At 50.5% G+C, this 18,912-nt stretch carries 17 protein-coding genes; 12 read left to right on the plus strand and 5 right to left on the minus strand.

All coding sequences use genetic code 11. The annotated features are described in order from the left end of the window. The first annotated feature begins 48 nt into the window (after positions 1-48). The 7 genes from mmsA (at position 49) to PRIO_RS14715 (ending at position 7,755) form a co-directional block, all read left to right on the plus strand. Positions 49-1,578, plus strand: a complete 1,530-nt coding sequence (mmsA, locus tag PRIO_RS14685; RefSeq protein WP_020431270.1) for a multiple monosaccharide ABC transporter ATP-binding protein — start codon at positions 49-51, stop codon at positions 1,576-1,578. 6 nt (positions 1,579-1,584) lie between these two features. Continuing rightward, complete coding sequence (mmsB, locus tag PRIO_RS14690; protein ID WP_020431271.1) at positions 1,585-2,748, plus strand: multiple monosaccharide ABC transporter permease; 1,164 nt, start codon at positions 1,585-1,587, stop codon at positions 2,746-2,748. Positions 2,749-3,055: 307 nt separating this feature from the next. Continuing rightward, entirely contained in the window at positions 3,056-3,508 is a 453-nt protein-coding gene (locus PRIO_RS14695; RefSeq protein ID WP_020431272.1) for a MarR family winged helix-turn-helix transcriptional regulator, read from the plus strand. 151 nt (positions 3,509-3,659) lie between these two features. Further along, the gene (locus PRIO_RS14700; RefSeq protein WP_020431273.1) at positions 3,660-4,538 is read left to right on the plus strand and encodes a hypothetical protein; all 879 of its coding nucleotides are present in this window, start codon (positions 3,660-3,662) and stop codon (positions 4,536-4,538) included. A 750-nt stretch (positions 4,539-5,288) separates the two neighbouring features. After that, the gene (locus PRIO_RS14705) at positions 5,289-5,663 is read left to right on the plus strand and encodes a BlaI/MecI/CopY family transcriptional regulator (RefSeq protein ID WP_020426927.1); all 375 of its coding nucleotides are present in this window, start codon (positions 5,289-5,291) and stop codon (positions 5,661-5,663) included. Positions 5,664-5,666: 3 nt separating this feature from the next. After that, a complete protein-coding gene (locus PRIO_RS14710; RefSeq protein ID WP_231869894.1) occupies positions 5,667-7,085 on the plus strand; it encodes a M56 family metallopeptidase in 1,419 nt (472 codons plus the stop codon). 178 nt (positions 7,086-7,263) lie between these two features. Further along, positions 7,264-7,755 (plus strand): pyridoxamine 5'-phosphate oxidase family protein, encoded by a 492-nt coding sequence (locus PRIO_RS14715; protein WP_020426924.1) that lies wholly within the window; start codon positions 7,264-7,266, stop codon positions 7,753-7,755. Between the two features lie 93 nt (positions 7,756-7,848). Here PRIO_RS14715 and PRIO_RS14720 read toward each other — a convergent pair whose 3' ends face one another. Further along, positions 7,849-8,451, minus strand: coding sequence for a TetR/AcrR family transcriptional regulator (locus PRIO_RS14720; RefSeq protein WP_020426923.1), 603 nt, complete (start codon positions 8,449-8,451; stop codon positions 7,849-7,851). A 219-nt stretch (positions 8,452-8,670) separates the two neighbouring features. Between PRIO_RS14720 and PRIO_RS14725 the strand changes: the two genes are divergently transcribed. Beyond that, on the plus strand, positions 8,671-9,780 hold the full coding sequence (locus PRIO_RS14725) for an NADH:flavin oxidoreductase (RefSeq protein WP_020426922.1): 1,110 nt from the start codon (positions 8,671-8,673) through the stop codon (positions 9,778-9,780). Between the two features lie 77 nt (positions 9,781-9,857). Here the strand turns inward: PRIO_RS14725 and PRIO_RS14730 are convergent, their stop codons facing one another. Continuing rightward, positions 9,858-11,084: an MFS transporter gene (locus PRIO_RS14730; protein ID WP_046503167.1), complete on the minus strand. Its 1,227-nt coding sequence runs from the start codon at positions 11,082-11,084 to the stop codon at positions 9,858-9,860. A gap of 31 nt (positions 11,085-11,115) precedes the next feature. Continuing rightward, complete coding sequence (locus tag PRIO_RS14735; RefSeq protein WP_020426920.1) at positions 11,116-11,901, minus strand: TrmB family transcriptional regulator; 786 nt, start codon at positions 11,899-11,901, stop codon at positions 11,116-11,118. Between the two features lie 272 nt (positions 11,902-12,173). On the opposite strand from PRIO_RS14735, the gene PRIO_RS14740 reads away from it, so the two are divergent. After that, positions 12,174-12,845 (plus strand): TraX family protein, encoded by a 672-nt coding sequence (locus PRIO_RS14740; protein WP_331709838.1) that lies wholly within the window; start codon positions 12,174-12,176, stop codon positions 12,843-12,845. A 91-nt stretch (positions 12,846-12,936) separates the two neighbouring features. Next, complete coding sequence (locus PRIO_RS14745; protein ID WP_020426918.1) at positions 12,937-14,454, plus strand: copper amine oxidase N-terminal domain-containing protein; 1,518 nt, start codon at positions 12,937-12,939, stop codon at positions 14,452-14,454. Between the two features lie 428 nt (positions 14,455-14,882). On the opposite strand, the gene PRIO_RS14750 is transcribed toward PRIO_RS14745, so the two are convergent. Continuing rightward, positions 14,883-16,277, minus strand: a complete 1,395-nt coding sequence (locus PRIO_RS14750; protein ID WP_231869895.1) for a metallophosphoesterase — start codon at positions 16,275-16,277, stop codon at positions 14,883-14,885. A gap of 304 nt (positions 16,278-16,581) precedes the next feature. Here PRIO_RS14750 and PRIO_RS14755 point away from each other — a divergent pair, with 304 nt between their 5' ends. Both PRIO_RS14755 and PRIO_RS14760 read left to right on the plus strand, forming a co-directional pair. After that, on the plus strand, positions 16,582-17,181 hold the full coding sequence (locus PRIO_RS14755) for a nitroreductase family protein (RefSeq protein WP_020426914.1): 600 nt from the start codon (positions 16,582-16,584) through the stop codon (positions 17,179-17,181). A gap of 66 nt (positions 17,182-17,247) precedes the next feature. Continuing rightward, on the plus strand, positions 17,248-17,442 hold the full coding sequence (locus PRIO_RS14760; protein WP_020426913.1) for a DUF2188 domain-containing protein: 195 nt from the start codon (positions 17,248-17,250) through the stop codon (positions 17,440-17,442). A gap of 105 nt (positions 17,443-17,547) precedes the next feature. Here PRIO_RS14760 and PRIO_RS14765 read toward each other — a convergent pair whose 3' ends face one another. Continuing rightward, on the minus strand, positions 17,548-18,759 hold the full coding sequence (locus PRIO_RS14765; protein ID WP_020426912.1) for a peptidylprolyl isomerase: 1,212 nt from the start codon (positions 18,757-18,759) through the stop codon (positions 17,548-17,550). Positions 18,760-18,912: the final 153 nt, after the last annotated feature.

The raw sequence follows: 18,912 nt of genomic DNA on the forward strand, positions 1-18,912 counted from the left end.
CCGCAATAACCGCTGCTACAGTCACAAGGAAAGTTGGGTGAGATGCGAATGAGCGAGATTATTCTGGAAATGAAGGGCATTACCAAAACCTTCCCCGGGGTCAAAGCATTATCGGATGTGAATCTGCAGGTGAAGGCTGGTGAGATTCACGCGCTTTGCGGTGAGAACGGGGCCGGGAAGTCCACCCTGATGAAGGTGCTGAGCGGTGTCTATCCGCATGGAACGTATGAGGGGGATATTTTATTTCAAGGACAGGTCTGCCAGTTCAAAGACATTAAAGATAGTGAAAGCCTGGGGATTGTTATTATCCATCAGGAGCTGGCACTGATCCCTTATCTGTCGATATCGGAGAACATTTTTCTCGGCAATGAACGGGCACGTCATGGGGTGATCAACTGGAACGAAACGACAGTGAAAACCAAGGAGCTTCTGCAAACCGTCGGCCTGAGCGAATCCCCGTTCACGCAGGTATCGGCGATAGGAGTCGGCAAGCAGCAGCTTGTGGAGATCGCTAAGGCGCTGTCCAAAGAAGTGAAGCTGCTCATCCTTGACGAACCGACAGCGGCGCTGAATGAGGATGACAGTGAGAACCTGCTCAGACTGATTCTAGAGCTGAAGCAGCGCGGGATTGCCTCTATAATCATCTCCCACAAACTGAATGAAATCGAGAAGGTGGCAGATTCTGTGACCATTTTGCGGGATGGCCAGACGATTCGCACCCTTGATATGAAGCAGGATGAAGTGACCGAGGATGTCATTATCAAAGGCATGGTGGGCCGTGACCTGACCAATCGTTATCCGGAGCGGACGCCGAACCTGGGAGAGACTATTTTTGAAATCCGTGACTGGGAGGTTTACCACCCTACGCAGGCTGACCGCAAAGTGCTTGACAACATCAATCTTCATATCCGGCGCGGGGAAGTGGTTGGCATAGCCGGGCTGATGGGAGCGGGACGGACGGAGCTGGCGATGAGTGTGTTCGGCAAATCGTACGGCAGGCGGATCAGCGGCCAGTTATACATGCATGGCACAGAGGTTCATCTGAACGACATCAACAAAGCGATCGACAGCGGCCTGGCTTATGTGACCGAGGACCGCAAGCATTACGGATTGATCCTGATCGACGACATCAAACGGAATATTTCGCTCAGCAGTCTGAAGAAGCTGTCCCGCCGGGGTGTGATCAATGAGAACGAGGAAGTGCTGGTCGCCGAGGAATACCGCAGGAAGCTGAATATCAAGACACCGAGTATTTTACAGAAAACCGTGAATCTCAGCGGCGGCAACCAGCAAAAGGTCGTCCTCAGCAAATGGATCTATGCCCAGCCGGATATCCTCATTCTCGATGAGCCTACACGCGGAATCGATGTGGGGGCCAAATACGAAATTTACTCGATTATCAATGGGCTGGCAGCCGAAGGCAAAGGGGTGCTGGTCATCTCGTCCGAGCTGCCGGAGATTATCGGGATGTGTGACCGGATTTATACGATGTGCGAAGGCCGCATCAGCGGCGAGGTGGAGCGGCAGGACGCATCGCAGGAGCTGCTCATGAAATATATGACACGAAGCAGGGGGTAACACCACATGGGAGCAATAAGCGAAATTTTTAAAAAGAATATCCGCCAATACGGCATGATCATTGCTCTGATTTTTATCTCGGTTTTCTTTCAAATTCTTACAGACGGTATTCTGCTCAAGCCGCTAAATGTAACCAACCTGATCCTGCAGAACAGCTATATTCTGGTGCTGGCGATCGGGATGGTGCTGGTGATCATCACGGGGCATATCGATCTTTCAGTCGGTTCGGTAGCCGCTTTTATCGGGGCGCTGTCAGCGATTATGATGGTGGATATGCAGATGAATCCGGTGCTGGCGGTCATTCTCTCATTGCTGATGGGTGCGCTGGTTGGAGCCTGGCAGGGCTTCTGGGTGGCCTATATCAAAATCCCCGCCTTCATCGTGACCCTGGCCGGCATGCTGCTGTTCCGCGGGCTGACGATGATTGTGCTGAACGGGCAATCCATCGCGCCTTTTCCTAAAAGCTTTCAAAAAATCAGCTCCGGCTTTATCCCGGATCTCTCCGGCGGCAGCTCGCTGAATGTACTGACATTGATTGTGGGGGTTGTGCTGTCCCTGCTGGTCGTGTACCAGGAATTCCGCAACCGTAAAATTTCCGTGAAATACGGTTTCGAGCAATCCTCCGTCTGGCTGTCCGTTGCCAAGGCTGCGGCGCTGGTGATCGTCATCAACTTGTTCACAATGGTACTTGCCCAATATAACGGGATTCCGAACATCCTGGTCATCCTGCTGGTGCTGATTGTCATTTATTCCTTTGTCATGAATCATATGACGATGGGGCGGCATATCTATGCTCTGGGCGGCAACGAAAAAGCAGCCAGCCTCTCCGGCGTCAAAACCAAACGCGTCACCTTCTGGGTTTTCGTCAACATGGGTGTGCTTGCTGCGCTGTCCGGTCTGGTGTTCGCGGCACGTCTGAACTCGGCAACCCCCAAAGCAGGCACCAACTTCGAGCTGGATGCCATCGCCGCCTGCTTCATCGGAGGCGCTTCCGCGTCCGGCGGGATAGGCACTGTAGTCGGCGCTATCATCGGCGGTCTGGTCATGGGCGTCATGAACAACGGCATGTCCCTCGTCGGCCTCGGGGTCGATTGGCAGCAGGGCATCAAGGGCCTGGTGCTGCTGCTGGCAGTAGGCTTTGACATTTACAACAAGTCGAAGACGGCGTAAGCGAAGCCAGTAACCAGTAAAGCTGATAGAAAGCAGCAGTTGGGAAGAACCGCTTGTGGCATAACGAAGAACTGCTCCCGGCATCACAAGGGAGGGGTTCTTTTTGCCGTCAACTTTGCACTTCAATGAACCACGGCATTGCCTTGGTCAAAGTGCTGAATGCTCGAGATTGAAGTAGACTTTTTAATGAGGTCGCCTCGTTTCGGAGGTTTGTAGGAGTACAACTGTGACAAATATCCCTGACAAACTTCATGGATTTTGAAATAGTGTAGATACACGAAAAGAAAATAGGAGGTAAGCCTATCCTATGTCATCGGCAAGTAATAACAATAAACCTGCTCTTAAGCCGGCGGTCTCCGCCTGTACCTGTATTAATCTGCGCCGATCCTCGATGGCTGTAACCGCGTTGTATGACCGGTATCTGACTCCGAGTGGCCTTAATATCAGCCAGTTCTCGCTGCTCAAGCATCTAACTGTGCTGGGACCGGTAAGCGTTAGCGAACTGGCGCTGGAAATGCGGCTCGACCGGACCACGATTGTACGCAATCTGAAGGCGCTGGAGCAATGCGGGTATGTGCAGGATACATCCGTTGCAGGCAGCCGTAACCGTTGTCTTACTCTGACAGAGAGTGGCAGAGCGGCATACAACGACGCAGCAGAGCTATGGGAGGAGGCGCAGCGTTTTTTGCAGGCTTCACTGGGGGAAGAGGATTTGCAGATGCTGACAACACTTTTATTCAAAATCGAAAATTTGAGCTAAGAACCAGCACCTTCTTATAAATGGAGGATTGTTCTGTGAATCGTGTATATACACGAATAAATAAAAAGTGTATTGGGAGCCACTAAGCTGTTACAGGATCTCTAAAAAGGAAGCGGAGTAATGTATAAACTACGAAGAGAGTGTGGATAGGATGGTAGTGTCGACACTGGACATGAGAGCGCTCATCGCAGCCGAGATGAAAACCTATGTGAGCGAAGATGAAGGGAATTTCTGTGAAGAACTGCAAAGCCCGTACTTTGAAGATCCGATTGTTCAATTTGCAGCGGCTCATGATTCTTTGTTTGAGGAGTATAAAAGAGTGGTGGGACCGGACCATGCTACGCCGCAGGAAGCCTTTGAACGTTCTTTCGGCACGGGAAGTTTTGATGAAGGCACTGTTATCAGTGTTGTACTGCCGATTAGTGAGAAGATCCGCAAGGCCAATCGTGCACAAAAGGCTAGAGCCTCGAAGGAGTGGGCGCTGCTGCGAACCTTTGGCGATGAATATTTTATCCGGTCGGCGAGGCAGCATTTGGCGGGATATCTGACCGGCCTTGGATACCGCGCAGTGGCACCGCTCGATACAGAATGGTACAGCATCAACGGCGCCGCAGGCGGGCCGGTCTCGAACTGGTCGGAACGCCACATTGCCTATGCCGCAGGCCTTGGCACCTTCAGTATTAACGACGGCTTTATCTCCGAGAAAGGCATTGCCATCCGTCTGCTGTCAGTGGTAACCGATCTGCAGGTGCCGCCTGATATGAGAGCATCCTCTGTCCTTGGCCATACTGGAAACTGCCTGCTGTGCAGCAAAGGCATTTGCGGTGTGTGCATTACCCGCTGTCCTGTGCAGGCCATCAGCAAGGAAGGCGGCCATGACAAAATCGCCTGCATGAAATTTGTGTACGGTGAGGAATCCCGGGAGTGGGCAGTGTTGAACGGCGGAGAGGCCAAATCGGGTGCCGGGTGCGGACTTTGCCAGACCAAGGTACCTTGCGAAAGCCGGAACCCGATGCGGGCAGCCCGCTAGTACAGTTCACTTCAAAGAAAATTTAAAATCAATAGCGGCTACGCTGTTCAGTGAGGACGGCGAAGCCGTTTTTTTCTAAATATAAGGATTTATATGTTTCACGCCACAAATCATCCTTATATTTCTCGCTGAAACGATACCGTCCTTCTAAAGGACGGCGAAGCCGTTTCAGCTTGGGTTATCCTCATTTCTAGCCGGTCTAGGGTACAACAATCCGGCTCCAACATGCCCCCACCGAATTTAAAAACAGCGGGGAAATCGTTGTGGGGTGCTAGTTGGAAAAAGGGAACTTATTTTCCTGGAAATTAAATAATCCTGAGATTTAAGTGGAAAAAGTGAATCTAATTGGGTCACTTTTCTTGAACGATGGCGAAATGGGCTGAATTAGTGTCCCTTTTTCCACTTAGAACTGTCGAGGATAGGGTACTTCGGCAAATTAGTTAACCTTTTTCCACTTAAAGAGTTGCCGTTGAATTTATGGGGCGTCGTTCTCCCGGTAACGTTAGAACCAAGACGGCTGCACTGTCCCGTGGAGGACGGCACAGCCGTTTTTGCTCAAATTGCGCTATTAACTATCCTTCTACATCACGCTGAAACGGGTACCGTCTTTTTAAAGACAACAAGCCGTTTCCAAATATCGCATGGTTGCCGGCATTTGACTTTCTACTATGTTTTGTAGTAGATTAAAACCACTACGTAGTGTAGTAATAAAACGTTATGGACGCATAACGAAGTAAAGAGGTGTTCGTGGTGAGCAAGATTCAAAAGTTATCGGATACAGAATTAGAGTTAATGGAAGCCATTTGGGTGTGTACTCCCCCTGTAACTTCGACGGAGCTGCTGAATATGTTTGCGCAAAAGGGAAGGGACTGGAAAGCCCAGACCATATCCACGTTTCTGTCACGGTTAGTGGATAAAGGGGTGCTGACTGTCACCAGGCATGGCCGCCTGAACAAATATGTGCCCAGCATTTCGCCTGAAGAGTATAAGCTGATTGAAGCTCAGCATGTCCTGGACGGGTTGTATCAGGGTTCCGTTAAGAATCTGATATCCGCAATGTATGACGGTGACAAGCTTTCGGATCAGGATATAGACGAGTTGAAGCAATGGTTCTCAGAAAAGTAGGTGATGATGATGAACACCATACTTGAAATTCTCTTCTCCCTGACCGTTGCCGGAAGTATAGTTACAGCCAGTATCCATGCACTGCGGGTGCTGTCCACCGATCATTTTTCAGCAAAATGGCGCTACCGGCTCACGAAGATGGCTGTGGCATTGTATCTGTTACCTATAGCTTTTGTAATTCCCTGGTTATCACAGTTCACCGCGTCAAGCATGGCTGCAGACGTACATAGTTTACAGCCCAGGTCTGCAAGTTTCGTATCAGAACCGTTCCTGCCTGCTGTGACCATTTCAGCTAACACTGCCTATGTTCTCCTGGGTATATGGGCAGCAGGGGGGATCTGTTTTGCTGCCTGGCAATTGTACGTTTACCGCAGATTTATAAAAGAACTCGAACGCACACGCACCATTGTACCGGAGAATAGTGAGACAGCTATCCTGCTGAAGAACCTCAAGGAGAAGCTTGGCCTTAAAAGAAACGTCAGGCTTGCGTACAGTCCCTTGGCACGCAGTCCCTTTCTTGCAGGTCTATGGAAACCATCAGTCTACCTGCCAATAGAGAGCGGTGCAGGTCTGGACATGGACATGGTGCTCCATCATGAACTGATTCATCTGAAGCGGAATGATCTATGGACCAAGGCATTAACGCTGGGAGTCAGTGCCCTGCATTGGTTCAACCCGCTGGCACACACGGTCCGTAAGGAAATTCATATCTGGAGTGAGCTGTCCTGTGATCAGGAGGTTGTCAAAGAGATGTCCCACGCGGAGCGGAAGCGCTATGGCGGGACCCTTCTGAACGTAATGGCAGGCGCTAGGGGGCTGCCCGAACAGTTCTGCGCCTCTTTATCCGGTGACGGCAAACAATTAAAAAGGAGATTAACACATATGCTTAATGTGAAGAAACTGCAAAGACAAACCATCTTTTTATCAGTGACGGCAGTACTATTAATTGCTGGGATTAGTACATCAGCTGCAGCATGGGCTTCAAAGGTTACTCCGCAAGTAGCTGCCAGTACAGAGGAATATCCTACTGAAGCAGCAAAACCTGCCGCTTCTGCAGGAAATATAACATCCGGCACAGTGGACCCCGAAAGTGTCCCCGCGCAAGTACAGGAAGGGTCAGTTGCACGGCCTCTTCCGGAACTTCAAGACGTACCCGCCGGAAGTGTATTCGTACGACTTCAGGAAGGGTCAGCGGAACTTAAAGCCGTACCCGCTGAAAGTGCCTCCATGCAAGCTCAGCAAATGTCAGCGGCCGAAGCCCAGCAAATGTCAGCGGCGGAAGCCCAGCAAATGTCAGCGGCGGAAGCCCAGCAAGTGTTAACTGCACAGCCTGTACCGGAACTTGAAGCTGTTCACGCTGAAAGTGCCCCGGCGCCATCGCAGGTCTTGCAACCTACGGCTGTCCCATCGGAACAGAAATAAACAATTCCGTATGACAATCAGCCAGAGCATCCTATTGCACATTTGATTTTGATTTGCGGCCGTGCAGGCCGGAGCCATGCTTGGACCCTTAGCGATAGGTTTTCGCCGATTCGGGTTAATAATAGATACGCATTTGGATATCCTATTCCCATAACCCGGAAGAAACGAGGCGATAAGCATGTCAACTTTGGACAAAAGTCATCAGGAAGCTGTCGAGACGGTTCGGGAACTTATCAAAGGTATTGATACTGCGATGTTCACAACGATCTCGGAAGAAGGTCTGGTATTCCGTCCAATGAAGACTCAGGAGGTTGAGTTTGACGGAGACCTGTGGTTTATGACGAAGAAGGACACCAGCAAGTTCGGGGAAATTATCCATGATCCGAGGGTTAATGTTGTGTACGCCGACAAGTCCTATGTCTCTATCCGCGGAACCGCTAAGATTGTGGAGGATCTGGAGAAGAAGAAAGAATTTTGGAGTGCAGGGTATAACACGTTCCTGAAGACAACCTATAATGACCCGGACGTGATCCTGATTCAGGTTCATGCTGAGGCTGCAGAATATTGGAAGAGCGGTAACCTGGCTGAAATGGCGACTTACATGTTCAAACGGATCACCCATCAGGATACGGAGAAGTCGGATCTTAACAAGACGATTGAATTAGAATAAGTATTGTGAGGAAAAATGCCCTCCGCCGCCGGAATCCTCCAGCGGCAGAGGGCATCTTTTTGCTGATCTATCATATGAGCAGCGCCAGTGTGCTTATTCGGAATAAGAGACTTGGGGCTTGAACATGCGGAAGCCGCCCGTGATCAGCGGCATTACCCGTTCCGCCAGTTCGGAGGCAGACTCCGATCTTCCTTCCAGATTCCAGCGGTAGGTTACTCCATATAAAGACCAGCTTAGCAGGGTGGCTGCAGTTGCAAGCGAGTTGGAATCTGTAGTCGCGTCTGAGCTGGAGATCAACTGAAGGACAAGTTTTTCGAGATGCACCTTTATATTCTCTTCAAGCAGGAGAGCGACAGAATCATATCTTTTGAAACAGCGGTGGCTGGTTTCATGATAATTACATAATGCAACGATAAGCTCCTGAAGCGTCTTCTCTGTCAACGGTCCTTCCGTATCGATTTTATTAAGGACCAAGTTCGTGAAGGCGTCTAGTAAAAAGGCTTCAAACAGCGCATATTTATCCTGGAAATGAGCATAAAAGGTCGCCCGGTTAATGGTGGCTGCCTTGGTAATGTCTCCGACGGTTATGGAGTTGAAGTCCATAACATTCAATTGCCGGACGAAGGCGTCCAGAATTAATTGACGGGTCCGGATGACACGCGGGTCGTTCGGGTTGGGGGGAAGTACGCCAGCCATCCTTTGCAGCACCTCTTTCAGTAAAGATTATAATTCTCTTATTATAAACATGTGCTCCATAGACAACAATTATTATCTCTCAATGCGACAGTTTTTTTCGCTTCTTGCTTAAGCAACAACTTGGGCAAATTGTTGGTTGAAGGGCAGGCTGGAGCTTGTTACTATTGCTTTCAAACCTGTTTTGAGAATCATCAATTGAACCTATAGGAGGCGTTATACATGACCAAACCACAGGAGCAAATCTATTCCCTGGAGACCTTATTTGAACCGTATACGATTCACCGATTAACTATACCTAACCGGATTGTAATGTCGCCGATGGCGCGTGCTTTTTCACCGGAGGGAGTGCCGGGTGAGGATATGGCAGCTTATTACCGCCGCCGTGCCGAGAATGGGGTGGGGCTTATCATCACCGTAGGGATGATTGACCATCCGGCTGCAACCAGTGACCCTGGACTTGCAAATATCTTTGGAGAAGCTGCTATGAACGGCTGGCGTGAAGTGATCCGGCAGGTTCATGAGGCCGGCGGGAGGATTGTACCGCAATTGTCGCATATGGGAATGATTCGCCCCATGGGTTCCCAGCCTTACCCGGATGCTCCATCGATTGGGCCATCGGGACTCGATATGCAGGGGAACAAGATAAGCGAGCCGATGACGGAGGAAGAAATAGCAAGGGTCATTCGGGCTTATGCCGATGCCGCAGTGAATGCACAGCAGGCTGGCTTCGACGGGATAGAGCTTTCCGGCGGCCACGGCTTATTGATTGACCAATTCTTCTGGGAAAAAACCAATCAGCGGACGGACCGCTATGGCGGCGATTTCCTGAAGCGTACCCGGTTTGCAGCCGAAGTTGTCCAGGCGGTCCGCGCTGCAGTCGGCCCGGATTATCCGATTTCCATCCGGTTATCCCAGTGGAAAATGGGGGATTACACAGCGAAGCTGGTGGATACACCGGAGCAGCTGGAGCAATTCCTGAATGTACTGGTACAGGCAGGGGTGGATATCTTCCATATCTCGACCCGCCGGTTCTGGGACCCGGAATTCGCAGGCTCGGAGCTGGGTTTTGCCGGATGGGTGAAGAAGCTCACCGGGAAGACAACGATTGCTGTTGGTTCCGTAGGCATGGACAATGATCCCGCTGAAGGGGAGGAAACGGATCACCAGGGAATGGAGGAACTGCTGAAGCGGCTGGATAACCAGGAGTTTGATCTGGTAGCGGTCGGACGCGCGCTCCTGGGTGATCCGTCATGGGCGAAGAAAATCCGGGAGGGCAGGCCGGAGGAGATTCAAGCCTTTACTCCTGATGCAGCGGCAAAACTGTATTGAAACCCAAACAACCCAAACAAGCAGATTAAGGCACCTGTCCTTGATCTGCTTGTTTGGTTTAATACGGGCACTGACGATTACCCTTTCTCCGCCGTATACGTCTTCTGGGTCCGGAGGACGGGGAAGAGCCAGTACATCCAGATAAAAGAGATGACAAGGGTACCAAGCCCGCCGATAACTGTTGCAGGCACGGCACCGACCAGACCGGCCATCGTGCCGGACTCAAATTCGCCCAGCTGGTTCGAGGTGCCGATGAACAGCGAGTTGACGGCGTTGACACGGCCTTGCATCTCCTGTGGCGTGTTGACCTGAACGAGCGTCGAACGGATTACGACACTTACGACGTCGGAAGCGCCGATGAGGAACAACGCGAAGAGCGAGAGCCAGAAGCTGTGGGACACACCGAACAGGATTGTCGCCAGGGCGAACACAACGAGAGAGGCGAATAGTGTCTTGCCGATCGCTCTCTCCACCGAATACCGGGTTAAGATCAGGGAGACGACGATCGCCCCGACCGCCGGGGCTGAGCGGAGCAGACCAAGACCGAGTGAGCCGGTCTTCAGAATATCCTCGGCGAAGATCGGCAGCAGGGCAGTTGCGCCGCCAAGCAGCACGGCGAACAGGTCGAGCGAAATGGTGCCGAGAATGATTTTTCGGGCAAATACAAACCGCAGCCCACTGAGGAAGGTGTCCATGTTGACGGCGTCCAGCTTCTTCACGAAGTGAACAGTCTTGACGAAGAAGATCAGAACCGTCGATACCAGGAGCGCGCCCAGCGATGCAATATAGGCAGCGGCGGTACCCCAGACCACGAGCACGCCTCCGAGTGACGGGCCAACGATCATTGCAGTCTGCATCGCCGAGGCTGACCAGGCTGCCGCCTTCGGCAGCTGCTCGCGGTCCACGATGTCCGGCACAAGTGCTGCCGAGGCAGGCCCTTCGAAGGTGCGGCATGCACCCAGAATGGCAGCGGCGATCAGCAGATGAAGCGAGCCCAGCCAGCCTTGCATACTGCCGAGGACAAGCAGCAGGACCACAACGCTTTCCATAAGCTGACAGAGATAGACGATAGTCCGGCGGTCGTAGCGGTCCGCGGTCTGCCCGGCCGGCAGCGTCAGCAGCAGCATAGGCAGGAATTGTGCCAGGCCGACGAGGCCAAGCTGGAAGGCGCTGTCAGTCAGCGCGTACATCTGCCAGCCGATGGCGACAGACAGCATTTGAAATGCGCTGGTCGAGAAAATCCGCGCGATCCACAGGCGCAGGAATGAGCGGTTATGCAGCACGGACGAGCCGTTTCGATTCAAAGCAAGTCATCCTTTCTTGATATCAGGTAGTCTAATTCTTCGGGTGCATCTCAGGATGCTCGCGCCGGATCAGGGCGTAATCCTTGCCGTACCGTTCCTCCAGCTCCCTGGCAAAATCATTCTCGATCCGCATCATCACCACATCGTGGAAGTACGAGGTATCCAGCACGTTCAGCACCGCCGGGTGGTTGCTCTCCAGCGCGGATGCCGGTGCGTGACGGCTGAAGCTGCCGAGGATCGCCGTCTCCTTGTCCAGCAGCATGGAGAAGTTCCGTGATTTATTCGGACCACCGGGCGGCACACTATGTATGATAACCTGCTTAAGCTCCGTCGGCGCTTCACCGATGACCATCAGGTGAACGGCGGTTCCCCGGCGTTCGGCTGCGAGCAGCGATTCCTCAACCCGGTGCAGGTCCTCTGCCCAAAGATCGACCAGAATCTGATCCCTGGCATTAGCGGCGAGGCGGCGGACCGCCAGATCCACTTGCTGATCTCCCTTCCAGTTACTGAAGAAAGGCGGCGGATCCGGCAGGGGGGTCAGCTCACTCTCCAGTAAGCGGGCAGTGCGTTCGAACTCGGATTGAAGCAGTTTTACAACTTGTCCAATCGGGATCGCCGCGAATGTAACCGGCTCACCTTCTTCAGCGCGGCAGACCCCTTTTTCCACCAGGCCGCGCAGTGCGGCATACACGTTGGAGCGTGAAACGGATACCTGCTTAGAGACCTCGTAGCCTGAGGAGGGCGACTGACCGTGCAGCGCCAGATAGCAGCGGGCTTCGAGATCGGACAAACCGAGTTTCCGTAGAGCTTCAATCATATGGAGCCTCCTTCACATTCGATAATCTTTCGGTATTATAGAAGTATTTTGAAATACTACTACGCTTATGTATAGCTGTCAAGACTGAATTTTCAGAATAAAATGAGTTCGATGCGTATGCAGTGCATCTCTGCTATACTGTTAACATTAAAAAATATTAATGATTTCTGGAGCTTAAGACATGGTCCCGAATCCCATAACCCCCCTGGAATTGAACGGTATAAGTGTGAACTGCCAGCCGGAAATCCCCCAAATCACCCCACTGGAGGCAAATGATGCAGATTATTGCGATGCTGACCATGCTGATTGATCATATCGGCTATATTTTTTTCCCTGGCGAGATGGGCTGGAGGATTGTGGGCAGAATTGCTTTTCCAATCTACTGCTACATGCTCGTGCAAGGGCATATACATACATCATCGAGGCCGCGTTATCTGCGGCGGCTGCTCTGGATTGCGCTGTTAACGCAAATTCCCTATAATCTGGCTCTTGATCCGGGGGGCTGGAATGTCGTCTTTACCTTGCTGCTGTCGGCGCTGGTCCTGTTTGTTCTGGATAAGTTGCCCAATCCGTGGTACGGTATTCCTGTAGTGATTCTTGCTTTTGTCCTGATGGACCGGTTGCCGCTGGATTACAATGCTTACGGGTTGCTGCTGGTGCTGATCTTCCGTTACGTCCGTTCCTACTGGATGATTCTGGCCCATTTCCTGCTGAATAGCTTCTACCTGTTCTATTATGGGTGGACGGTGCAGATGCTAAGTATAGTTCCTACCCTTCTGATTGCGGGAGCTCCGGGATTCTGGCGTCTGCTGGAGCAGAAGCGGCTGCCACGCTGGATCTGGTGGTCCTTCTATCCATTACATCTGGCCGCGCTGGCTTTGGTGAAGATTCTGTATTTCCAGGAGTGGGTAACTATTGATTGGCGGAGTCTGTTTACAATATAATCCTGCAGTTGGCTGCAGGGGCTTGACCCCGATCCTTCCTCTTTAGAGTTGATGGATATAGATAGCAAAATATAACAAGAGGAGACATGCTATGAAGAAAATGAAAGCAAGGACCAAGTGGTTGCTTCCGATTCTCGCATTGCTGCTGATTCTGGCAGGTTGCCAGTCGGTTGCAGGATTTGATGTCAACAAAGCGCTTCTGGGGGATCTGGATGTAAAATCTTCTGAATCCAGCACCACCTTGTCGGTGAATGCTGTGCCTGCTGCAGGAATTAGTGCAGAAGATCAGAAAATGGTGGACCTGATTAATTCCTTCTCCCTGAACATCGGCCATGTGAAGCTTCAGGACAATGGCAGCATTTCCGCGTCAGGTGTTGTTGGCTATAAGCAATTATCCATTCCTTTTACATTCTTTATGGATACTACTGCCGTTGTTTTTACAGCAAAAGGTGCGAAACAGCCTTTCTATTATCCGCTTGAAGGGTACGAGGAATCCCTTGGCCTTAAAGGGTTTGACCAGAACAAAACTACAGAGCTTTCCAAGCTGCTTACTCAGTTTGTAGTCAAAAATCTGCCGAATCCCGGCGCAATCAGCATAGCTTCTGTAAATGAATCTGTATATGGCGAACAACTGAGTTTGACTAAGCTGCATACGGAGATTACGGGAGAAGAATTGCCGGCATTGGTGAAAAGCTTCCTGAAATCCATTTCCAAGGATACCGAAGGGTTCACGGCATTCATTAGCGGTCTTTATGATTATCTGTATCCGCTTCTGGAAGCCAATGGTATCGGCGCAAGTGAGCTAAGCGATCTGGGACTGGGCGATATTCCCCTGGAAGATAAGGAAGGTGTAGTGACCGTAGCGCATGATGCGGCCAAATTGGCAGTAGATGCACTTTTGCTTGTCTATGACAAACAGCTGGATAATCTCTACTCCTCCACGCCTGAACTAAAAACTGTACTCAGCAAAGATACCAAGCTGAATGTGGATCTGTTTGTAGACAATGGGTTCCATGTCCGCAAGCAGAATATCGATCTGAATGTCGCATTGCCAGCGAGCGAGGACCTGCCGCTTCAGAGTATTTCACTCAAGCTGGGAACTCAGACCTGGAATGTGAACGGTCCGGTAACCGCTGACCGGATTTCTACTGAAGGCGCGCTGGATATGTCTTCAACCAACCTGACTCCGGGAGAAACGCTAAGAAGCTTTGAGCAAGGGTCTGATCTGTACAACCTGCTCAAGAATGATATGGGGATTACCTCGAAATCCCTGGTGATTGCCCCGGATGATGATTACTATTATCCGATTGTCGAAGGAGGCACAACCTATGTGCCGCTGCGGTATCTGGCTGAAGACCTTGATGCGGCAGTGGAATGGGATGGTGCTAACCGCGCGATCAAGGTTACCGATGATGTCTACGGTGACCAGCTGGTGTTCAAAATCGGGTCTGACAAGGTTCAGATAAACGGAGCTACAGTGAAGCTTCCGCAGCCGGTATTCATCGATGAATACGGAGATGCTTATGTGCCGCTTCGTCTGCTGGCAGAGGCGCTTCATGCCAAGGTCGAAACAGATGAGGATGGCTACATCTATATTGACCGTCCGTAAATCCAGAGTTACAAAAAACCGGAATCTCTTCAACAAGAGGTTCCGGTTTTTGTGTAGTTTAGGAAATTATACAATGCTAAACAAGGTGGATGTCTTATGAAGCTTCAGATGAACAGAGAGGTGCAGGCGTGATAGGCCGCCTGAATCGGCAAAATAAAAGCTCTCCAGCCCGCAGTACTTGCTTACCGGCTCCTTGAGCAGGTGTTAGTTGGAAAAAGGGAACTTATTTTTCCGAAAATTAAGAAATTCTGAGAGTGAAGTGGAAAAAGTAAACCTAATGGGGCCACTTTTCTTGAACAATGGCGAAATGAGCTGAATTAGTGTCCCTTTTTCCACTTCATCGGCCCGAGGGTAGGTACTCCGGCAAATTAGTTAACCTTTTTCCACTTGATTTGGCACTGATGTCTCCATTATGCCGATGGCGAAGCTCATGGACTGGTCAGGTTCATTTCCAGGGAGACATTGCTGAGCGCTTTATCTACGGCCATGCTTTGGATATAGCCGGACATGAAGCCGCCATCCATACCCATCCACAGCTTATAACCCGGCATGGCCTTAATTTCATCCAGAGCATCCGAAGTGGTTCCGGCAAAATAATTCACGTTCAACTTAGCCATAACTTCAGCCATGGACTTCTTTTCAGGCTCGCTGAATGTGGATTCTTTAAGACGGGCCATTGCCTTCTTATACGATTGGTCCGCGAATACCTTCTCCGCATAAGCTGTAAAGTGTAGCAGGTTGGGGTCGGTAATGCCATTTGCCTTGGCCCAGCCTTCCACATCTACTGAAGTAGAATGGTAGGTCGTTGCCCGCGTAGCGGGATCGAAGGTCATCGCACCATATTGATGCGGATTAACGGCGAAGGCACTGGTGGCAATATCATAGACCGGAGACTCCCCTGCGCCTGCGGTACCCTCATTTCCGCTTTTCGGATCGCGGGCGATATCCTGCATGTGAATGTGTCCGGACAATACCAGATTGAGATTATTCCTGCGCAGCGTCTTCATCGCTTCCTGACTGTTGTTGAGCTTGAAGCCGGCAACTGACATGGAGGTATGGCTGAGCAGATTATGATGCATTACCGTAATGATGGAGGCCTGTTTCCCGGCAGCGAGCTTTGCGCAATCATCCATCCAGGAAAGGGTAGAAGGGAGAATGCGCCCGTCTGTCTGGGGGAAGCCGTAGCTTTCATTGTTTGCGTATTGACTGCTGTCGATCATCAGGAGATAGAGCCCCGGGGCTGCATTGACGAGGTAGCTGAGGCTGACCTTATCCCGCGAGAGGGCTTCAGAATAACCGAAGTCGGCATACATTTCGGTAAAATCCTCCGGGGCAATATGCTCAGCCACGATCTGCTTGTCTGCCTTGAACGATCTTGCCCAGGGATTATTCAAATCGTGATTGCCTGGAATCACATAGACCTCGGTGCCCGCTTCCTCCACGCGTTTTAGCTTTTCTGCGAGCTTCTTATGGCTGCTGGTTTCCCCGTTGTTGGTCAGATCTCCGCTGAGTATCAGAAATTTTGGCTTTTTTTGCTCAACGTCGTAGACGAGCGCTTCCATTAGTTCCTCGCTGTAGGGGAGGATTTTGCCGTCCCCGCCGTTCACATAAGCCTGAAAAGCTGCACCGCCATCCTGAAGGTCCTTGTCGAGGTAATGGGTATCTGTAGCCACCCAGAAGGACACCGGTGCTGTGTCTGCTTCTGCCTGCACTACGGTTGATACGGGCCTGTCCGGCAATGCCGAATTTGTGTCCCGGCAGCCCGCGAGGATGAAACCTGCGGCCAGAAGCACGGTAAACGTATGTATATTTGTTTTTTGCAATGAAAAAAAGCCTTTAATATTATGCCTTCTCATACATCTCAACCTTCCTTCTGCACTGATTGCTGAACTATTGTAGCCTATTTGGTGCAGAATTGTATATCGAAAAGTGAGTAACTGTTTCTTAATCGCCTGATTTGCTTATACAAATTAGTGGAATGTGAATAAATAGGCTCTGGGACAGCGACAATAGAGTGGGTATGGAGACAAGCAGGAGGAAAAAGTTGTGAATGGATGTTGCATTCCTGGAATAAAAGTGTTAAGATTTAAAAAAGTAAGTTACTAAATAAACGGAGGTATTTATACGATGTCTAAAAACTTTCTTGAAGCGGTAAAAGGCAGACGTTCTATCTATGCAATCAGCAAAGAATCCCCGGTTTCCGATGCAGAGATTCAAGAGATTGTTGAAGCTGCGGTCCTACATAGCCCAACTTCATTCAACTCCCAAAGCTCCAGAGCTGTAGTGCTCTTGGGAGATAAGCACGATAAGGTATGGGATATTACGGCAGATACCCTGCGCAAAATTGTACCTACTGAGCAGTTTGAAGGCACTGCACAGAAGCTGGCTTCGTTCAAAGCAGGGTATGGCACAGTATTGTTCTTCGAAGACCAGGCAGTGGTGAAGCATCTGCAGGAAAACTTTGCCTTGTACGCTGAAAACTTCCCGATTTGGTCGAACCAATCCTCCGGTATTCTGCAGTTTGTAGTATGGACTGCTTTTGCTGAAGCAGGTCTGGGTGCTTCACTGCAGCATTACAACCCGCTTATCGATGATGAAGTGAAAGCAACCTTTGATATTCCGGCCGACTGGAAGCTGATCGCCCAAATGCCTTTCGGTAAAACGGTCACCGCACCAGGTGAAAAAGAATTTCAGCCGATTGAAGAACGTGTAAAAGTCATTAAATAAGCCAATGTTTAAAACCTCCTTGATCCGGCTAATGATATCTATAGCCCGATTAAGGAGGTTTTTGCGATGCCATGGAACAAAGATGATTATCCGGATTCTCTGAAGAACTTTATGGCCCCGGTGCGGAATAAGGCGATTGAGATCGCCAATGCCCTCTTGGACGAAGGATATGAAGAGGGCAGGGCTATCTCGATTGCCACGGCACAGGCCAAAGAGTGGGGCGAGAATCATGATAAGCAGATCCGCAAAAAAAACCATTAGCACCATGGATTGCTATGGATAAACACAAAGAGGACAGGCGGGATGACCGCTTGTCCTCTTTGTATAAGTTGTGGCTCTGGTTCAAGCTGCTGCAGTGGAAACATCTTATTTCGTAGCTGGAGCTTCTGTAGCCGCCGGAGCTTCACTGGCAGGTGCTGCGCTGGCATCAGCGGAAGGAGAAGCTTCCGGTTTATCCGTAAGCGTGTTGGTAATCTTCGCACCGGCGGTCAGCTCCTGCAGCCAGGTGGAAGACATTTCGGATACTTTTTGCGCTTTCAGTTTTTTGGTGATTTCTTCTTTTTTCTCTGCTAGCGAATAGTTGTGGGCTTCTTTACGGTCGGTTACTTTGATCACGTGGTAGCCATAGTCCGTTTTGACAGCGCCGCTGGTTTCGCCAACCTTGAGTTTGAAGGCAGCAGCGGAGAATTCAGGAACCATATCGCCCTTTTTGAAGAAATTGAGGTCTCCGCCTTTTTCCTTGGAGCCGGTATCAGCAGATTTTTCTTTCGCCAGTGCGGCAAAATCTGCTCCACCCGCCAATTGTTTTACGATCGCATCAGCTTCTTCTTTGGTTTTGACCAGAATGTGGGAAGCGCGGACTTCTTCTTCCTGATTGAAGGAAGCCTTATTCTCTTCGTAGTATTTGGAGATTTCTTCATCCGTAACTTTTACTTTAGGCTCAACCAATTTACGGATTTCAACCTGCAGCGGCATTTGCTTCTTCAGGTCATCCAGCGTCATTGAACTTTGCTGCAACGCATTGTTCAGCGCTTCTTCACCGCCGAATTGGGTCTTCAGATCTTCAAGCTCTGCCTGGATGTCGGCATCGGTCACTGTAATGTTGGCTTTTTTGGCTTCCTGGTCTACCAGGGTTTTGGTAATCAGGTTTTGGAGAGTGGCTTCACCGCCGGCTTCAACCAGTTTATCATAAAGCTCTGCTTTGGAAATGTCGGTTCCGTTCACAGTAGCGACGGCTACTTTGCTGTCATCCTTCTTGAAAGGCTGTACGATGAAAACGACGATAAGCGCTGCAGCCAGCACAATCGATGCGATCATCCAGCCCCGTCCGCCGGTGGAAGCCGGGGACGAAGGAGGGGTGCCGTCGCCTACTTTATTCATTACCGGAACATTGGCAGCGCTGTCAGGTGCATCGTTCTGCCCGAATACTTCTGCAGCTTTCTGAGCGGTTTCCGGTTCCGGCTCAGGACTGGATGCTGCTCCCTCCAGTGCTTCTTCATGAATATCGGAAGGGCTGTTCTCTTCCGCTGCTCCATTGTTGCCTTGATGTTCATTCTCATTGAAATCTTTTTTGTCCATTAGAATTAATGACTCCCTTCAATATAGGTGTTGCCTGTCTTTCTACAACTTTACCAGAAATCAGGATTCCAAACCTTAAGAAAGTATAAAAAAGCCGATTTACTTTTTAAGTTTCTCTTAAGATACAAGAAAAAGCCGGAGCCGCATGAATAG

This window comes from Paenibacillus riograndensis SBR5 (assembly GCF_000981585.1).
GTDB classification, from domain to species: Bacteria; Bacillota; Bacilli; order Paenibacillales; family Paenibacillaceae; genus Paenibacillus_AQ; species Paenibacillus_AQ riograndensis.

Coding starts and splice junctions, on each gene's coding strand:
- PRIO_RS14760 (WP_020426913.1), top strand. CDS start 17,248: ATGCCATGGAACAAAGATGATTATCCGGATTCTCTGAAGAACTTTATG.
- PRIO_RS14725 (WP_020426922.1), top strand. CDS start 8,671: ATGACCAAACCACAGGAGCAAATCTATTCCCTGGAGACCTTATTTGAA.
- mmsB (WP_020431271.1), top strand. CDS start 1,585: ATGGGAGCAATAAGCGAAATTTTTAAAAAGAATATCCGCCAATACGGC.
- PRIO_RS14745 (WP_020426918.1), top strand. CDS start 12,937: ATGAAGAAAATGAAAGCAAGGACCAAGTGGTTGCTTCCGATTCTCGCA.
- mmsA (WP_020431270.1), top strand. CDS start 49: ATGAGCGAGATTATTCTGGAAATGAAGGGCATTACCAAAACCTTCCCC.
- PRIO_RS14740 (WP_331709838.1), top strand. CDS start 12,174: ATGATGCAGATTATTGCGATGCTGACCATGCTGATTGATCATATCGGC.
- PRIO_RS14715 (WP_020426924.1), top strand. CDS start 7,264: ATGTCAACTTTGGACAAAAGTCATCAGGAAGCTGTCGAGACGGTTCGG.
- PRIO_RS14695 (WP_020431272.1), top strand. CDS start 3,056: ATGTCATCGGCAAGTAATAACAATAAACCTGCTCTTAAGCCGGCGGTC.
- PRIO_RS14755 (WP_020426914.1), top strand. CDS start 16,582: ATGTCTAAAAACTTTCTTGAAGCGGTAAAAGGCAGACGTTCTATCTAT.
- PRIO_RS14735 (WP_020426920.1), bottom strand. CDS start 11,901: ATGATTGAAGCTCTACGGAAACTCGGTTTGTCCGATCTCGAAGCCCGC.
- PRIO_RS14710 (WP_231869894.1), top strand. CDS start 5,667: ATGATGATGAACACCATACTTGAAATTCTCTTCTCCCTGACCGTTGCC.
- PRIO_RS14765 (WP_020426912.1), bottom strand. CDS start 18,759: ATGGACAAAAAAGATTTCAATGAGAATGAACATCAAGGCAACAATGGA.
- PRIO_RS14720 (WP_020426923.1), bottom strand. CDS start 8,451: ATGGCTGGCGTACTTCCCCCCAACCCGAACGACCCGCGTGTCATCCGG.
- PRIO_RS14700 (WP_020431273.1), top strand. CDS start 3,660: ATGGTAGTGTCGACACTGGACATGAGAGCGCTCATCGCAGCCGAGATG.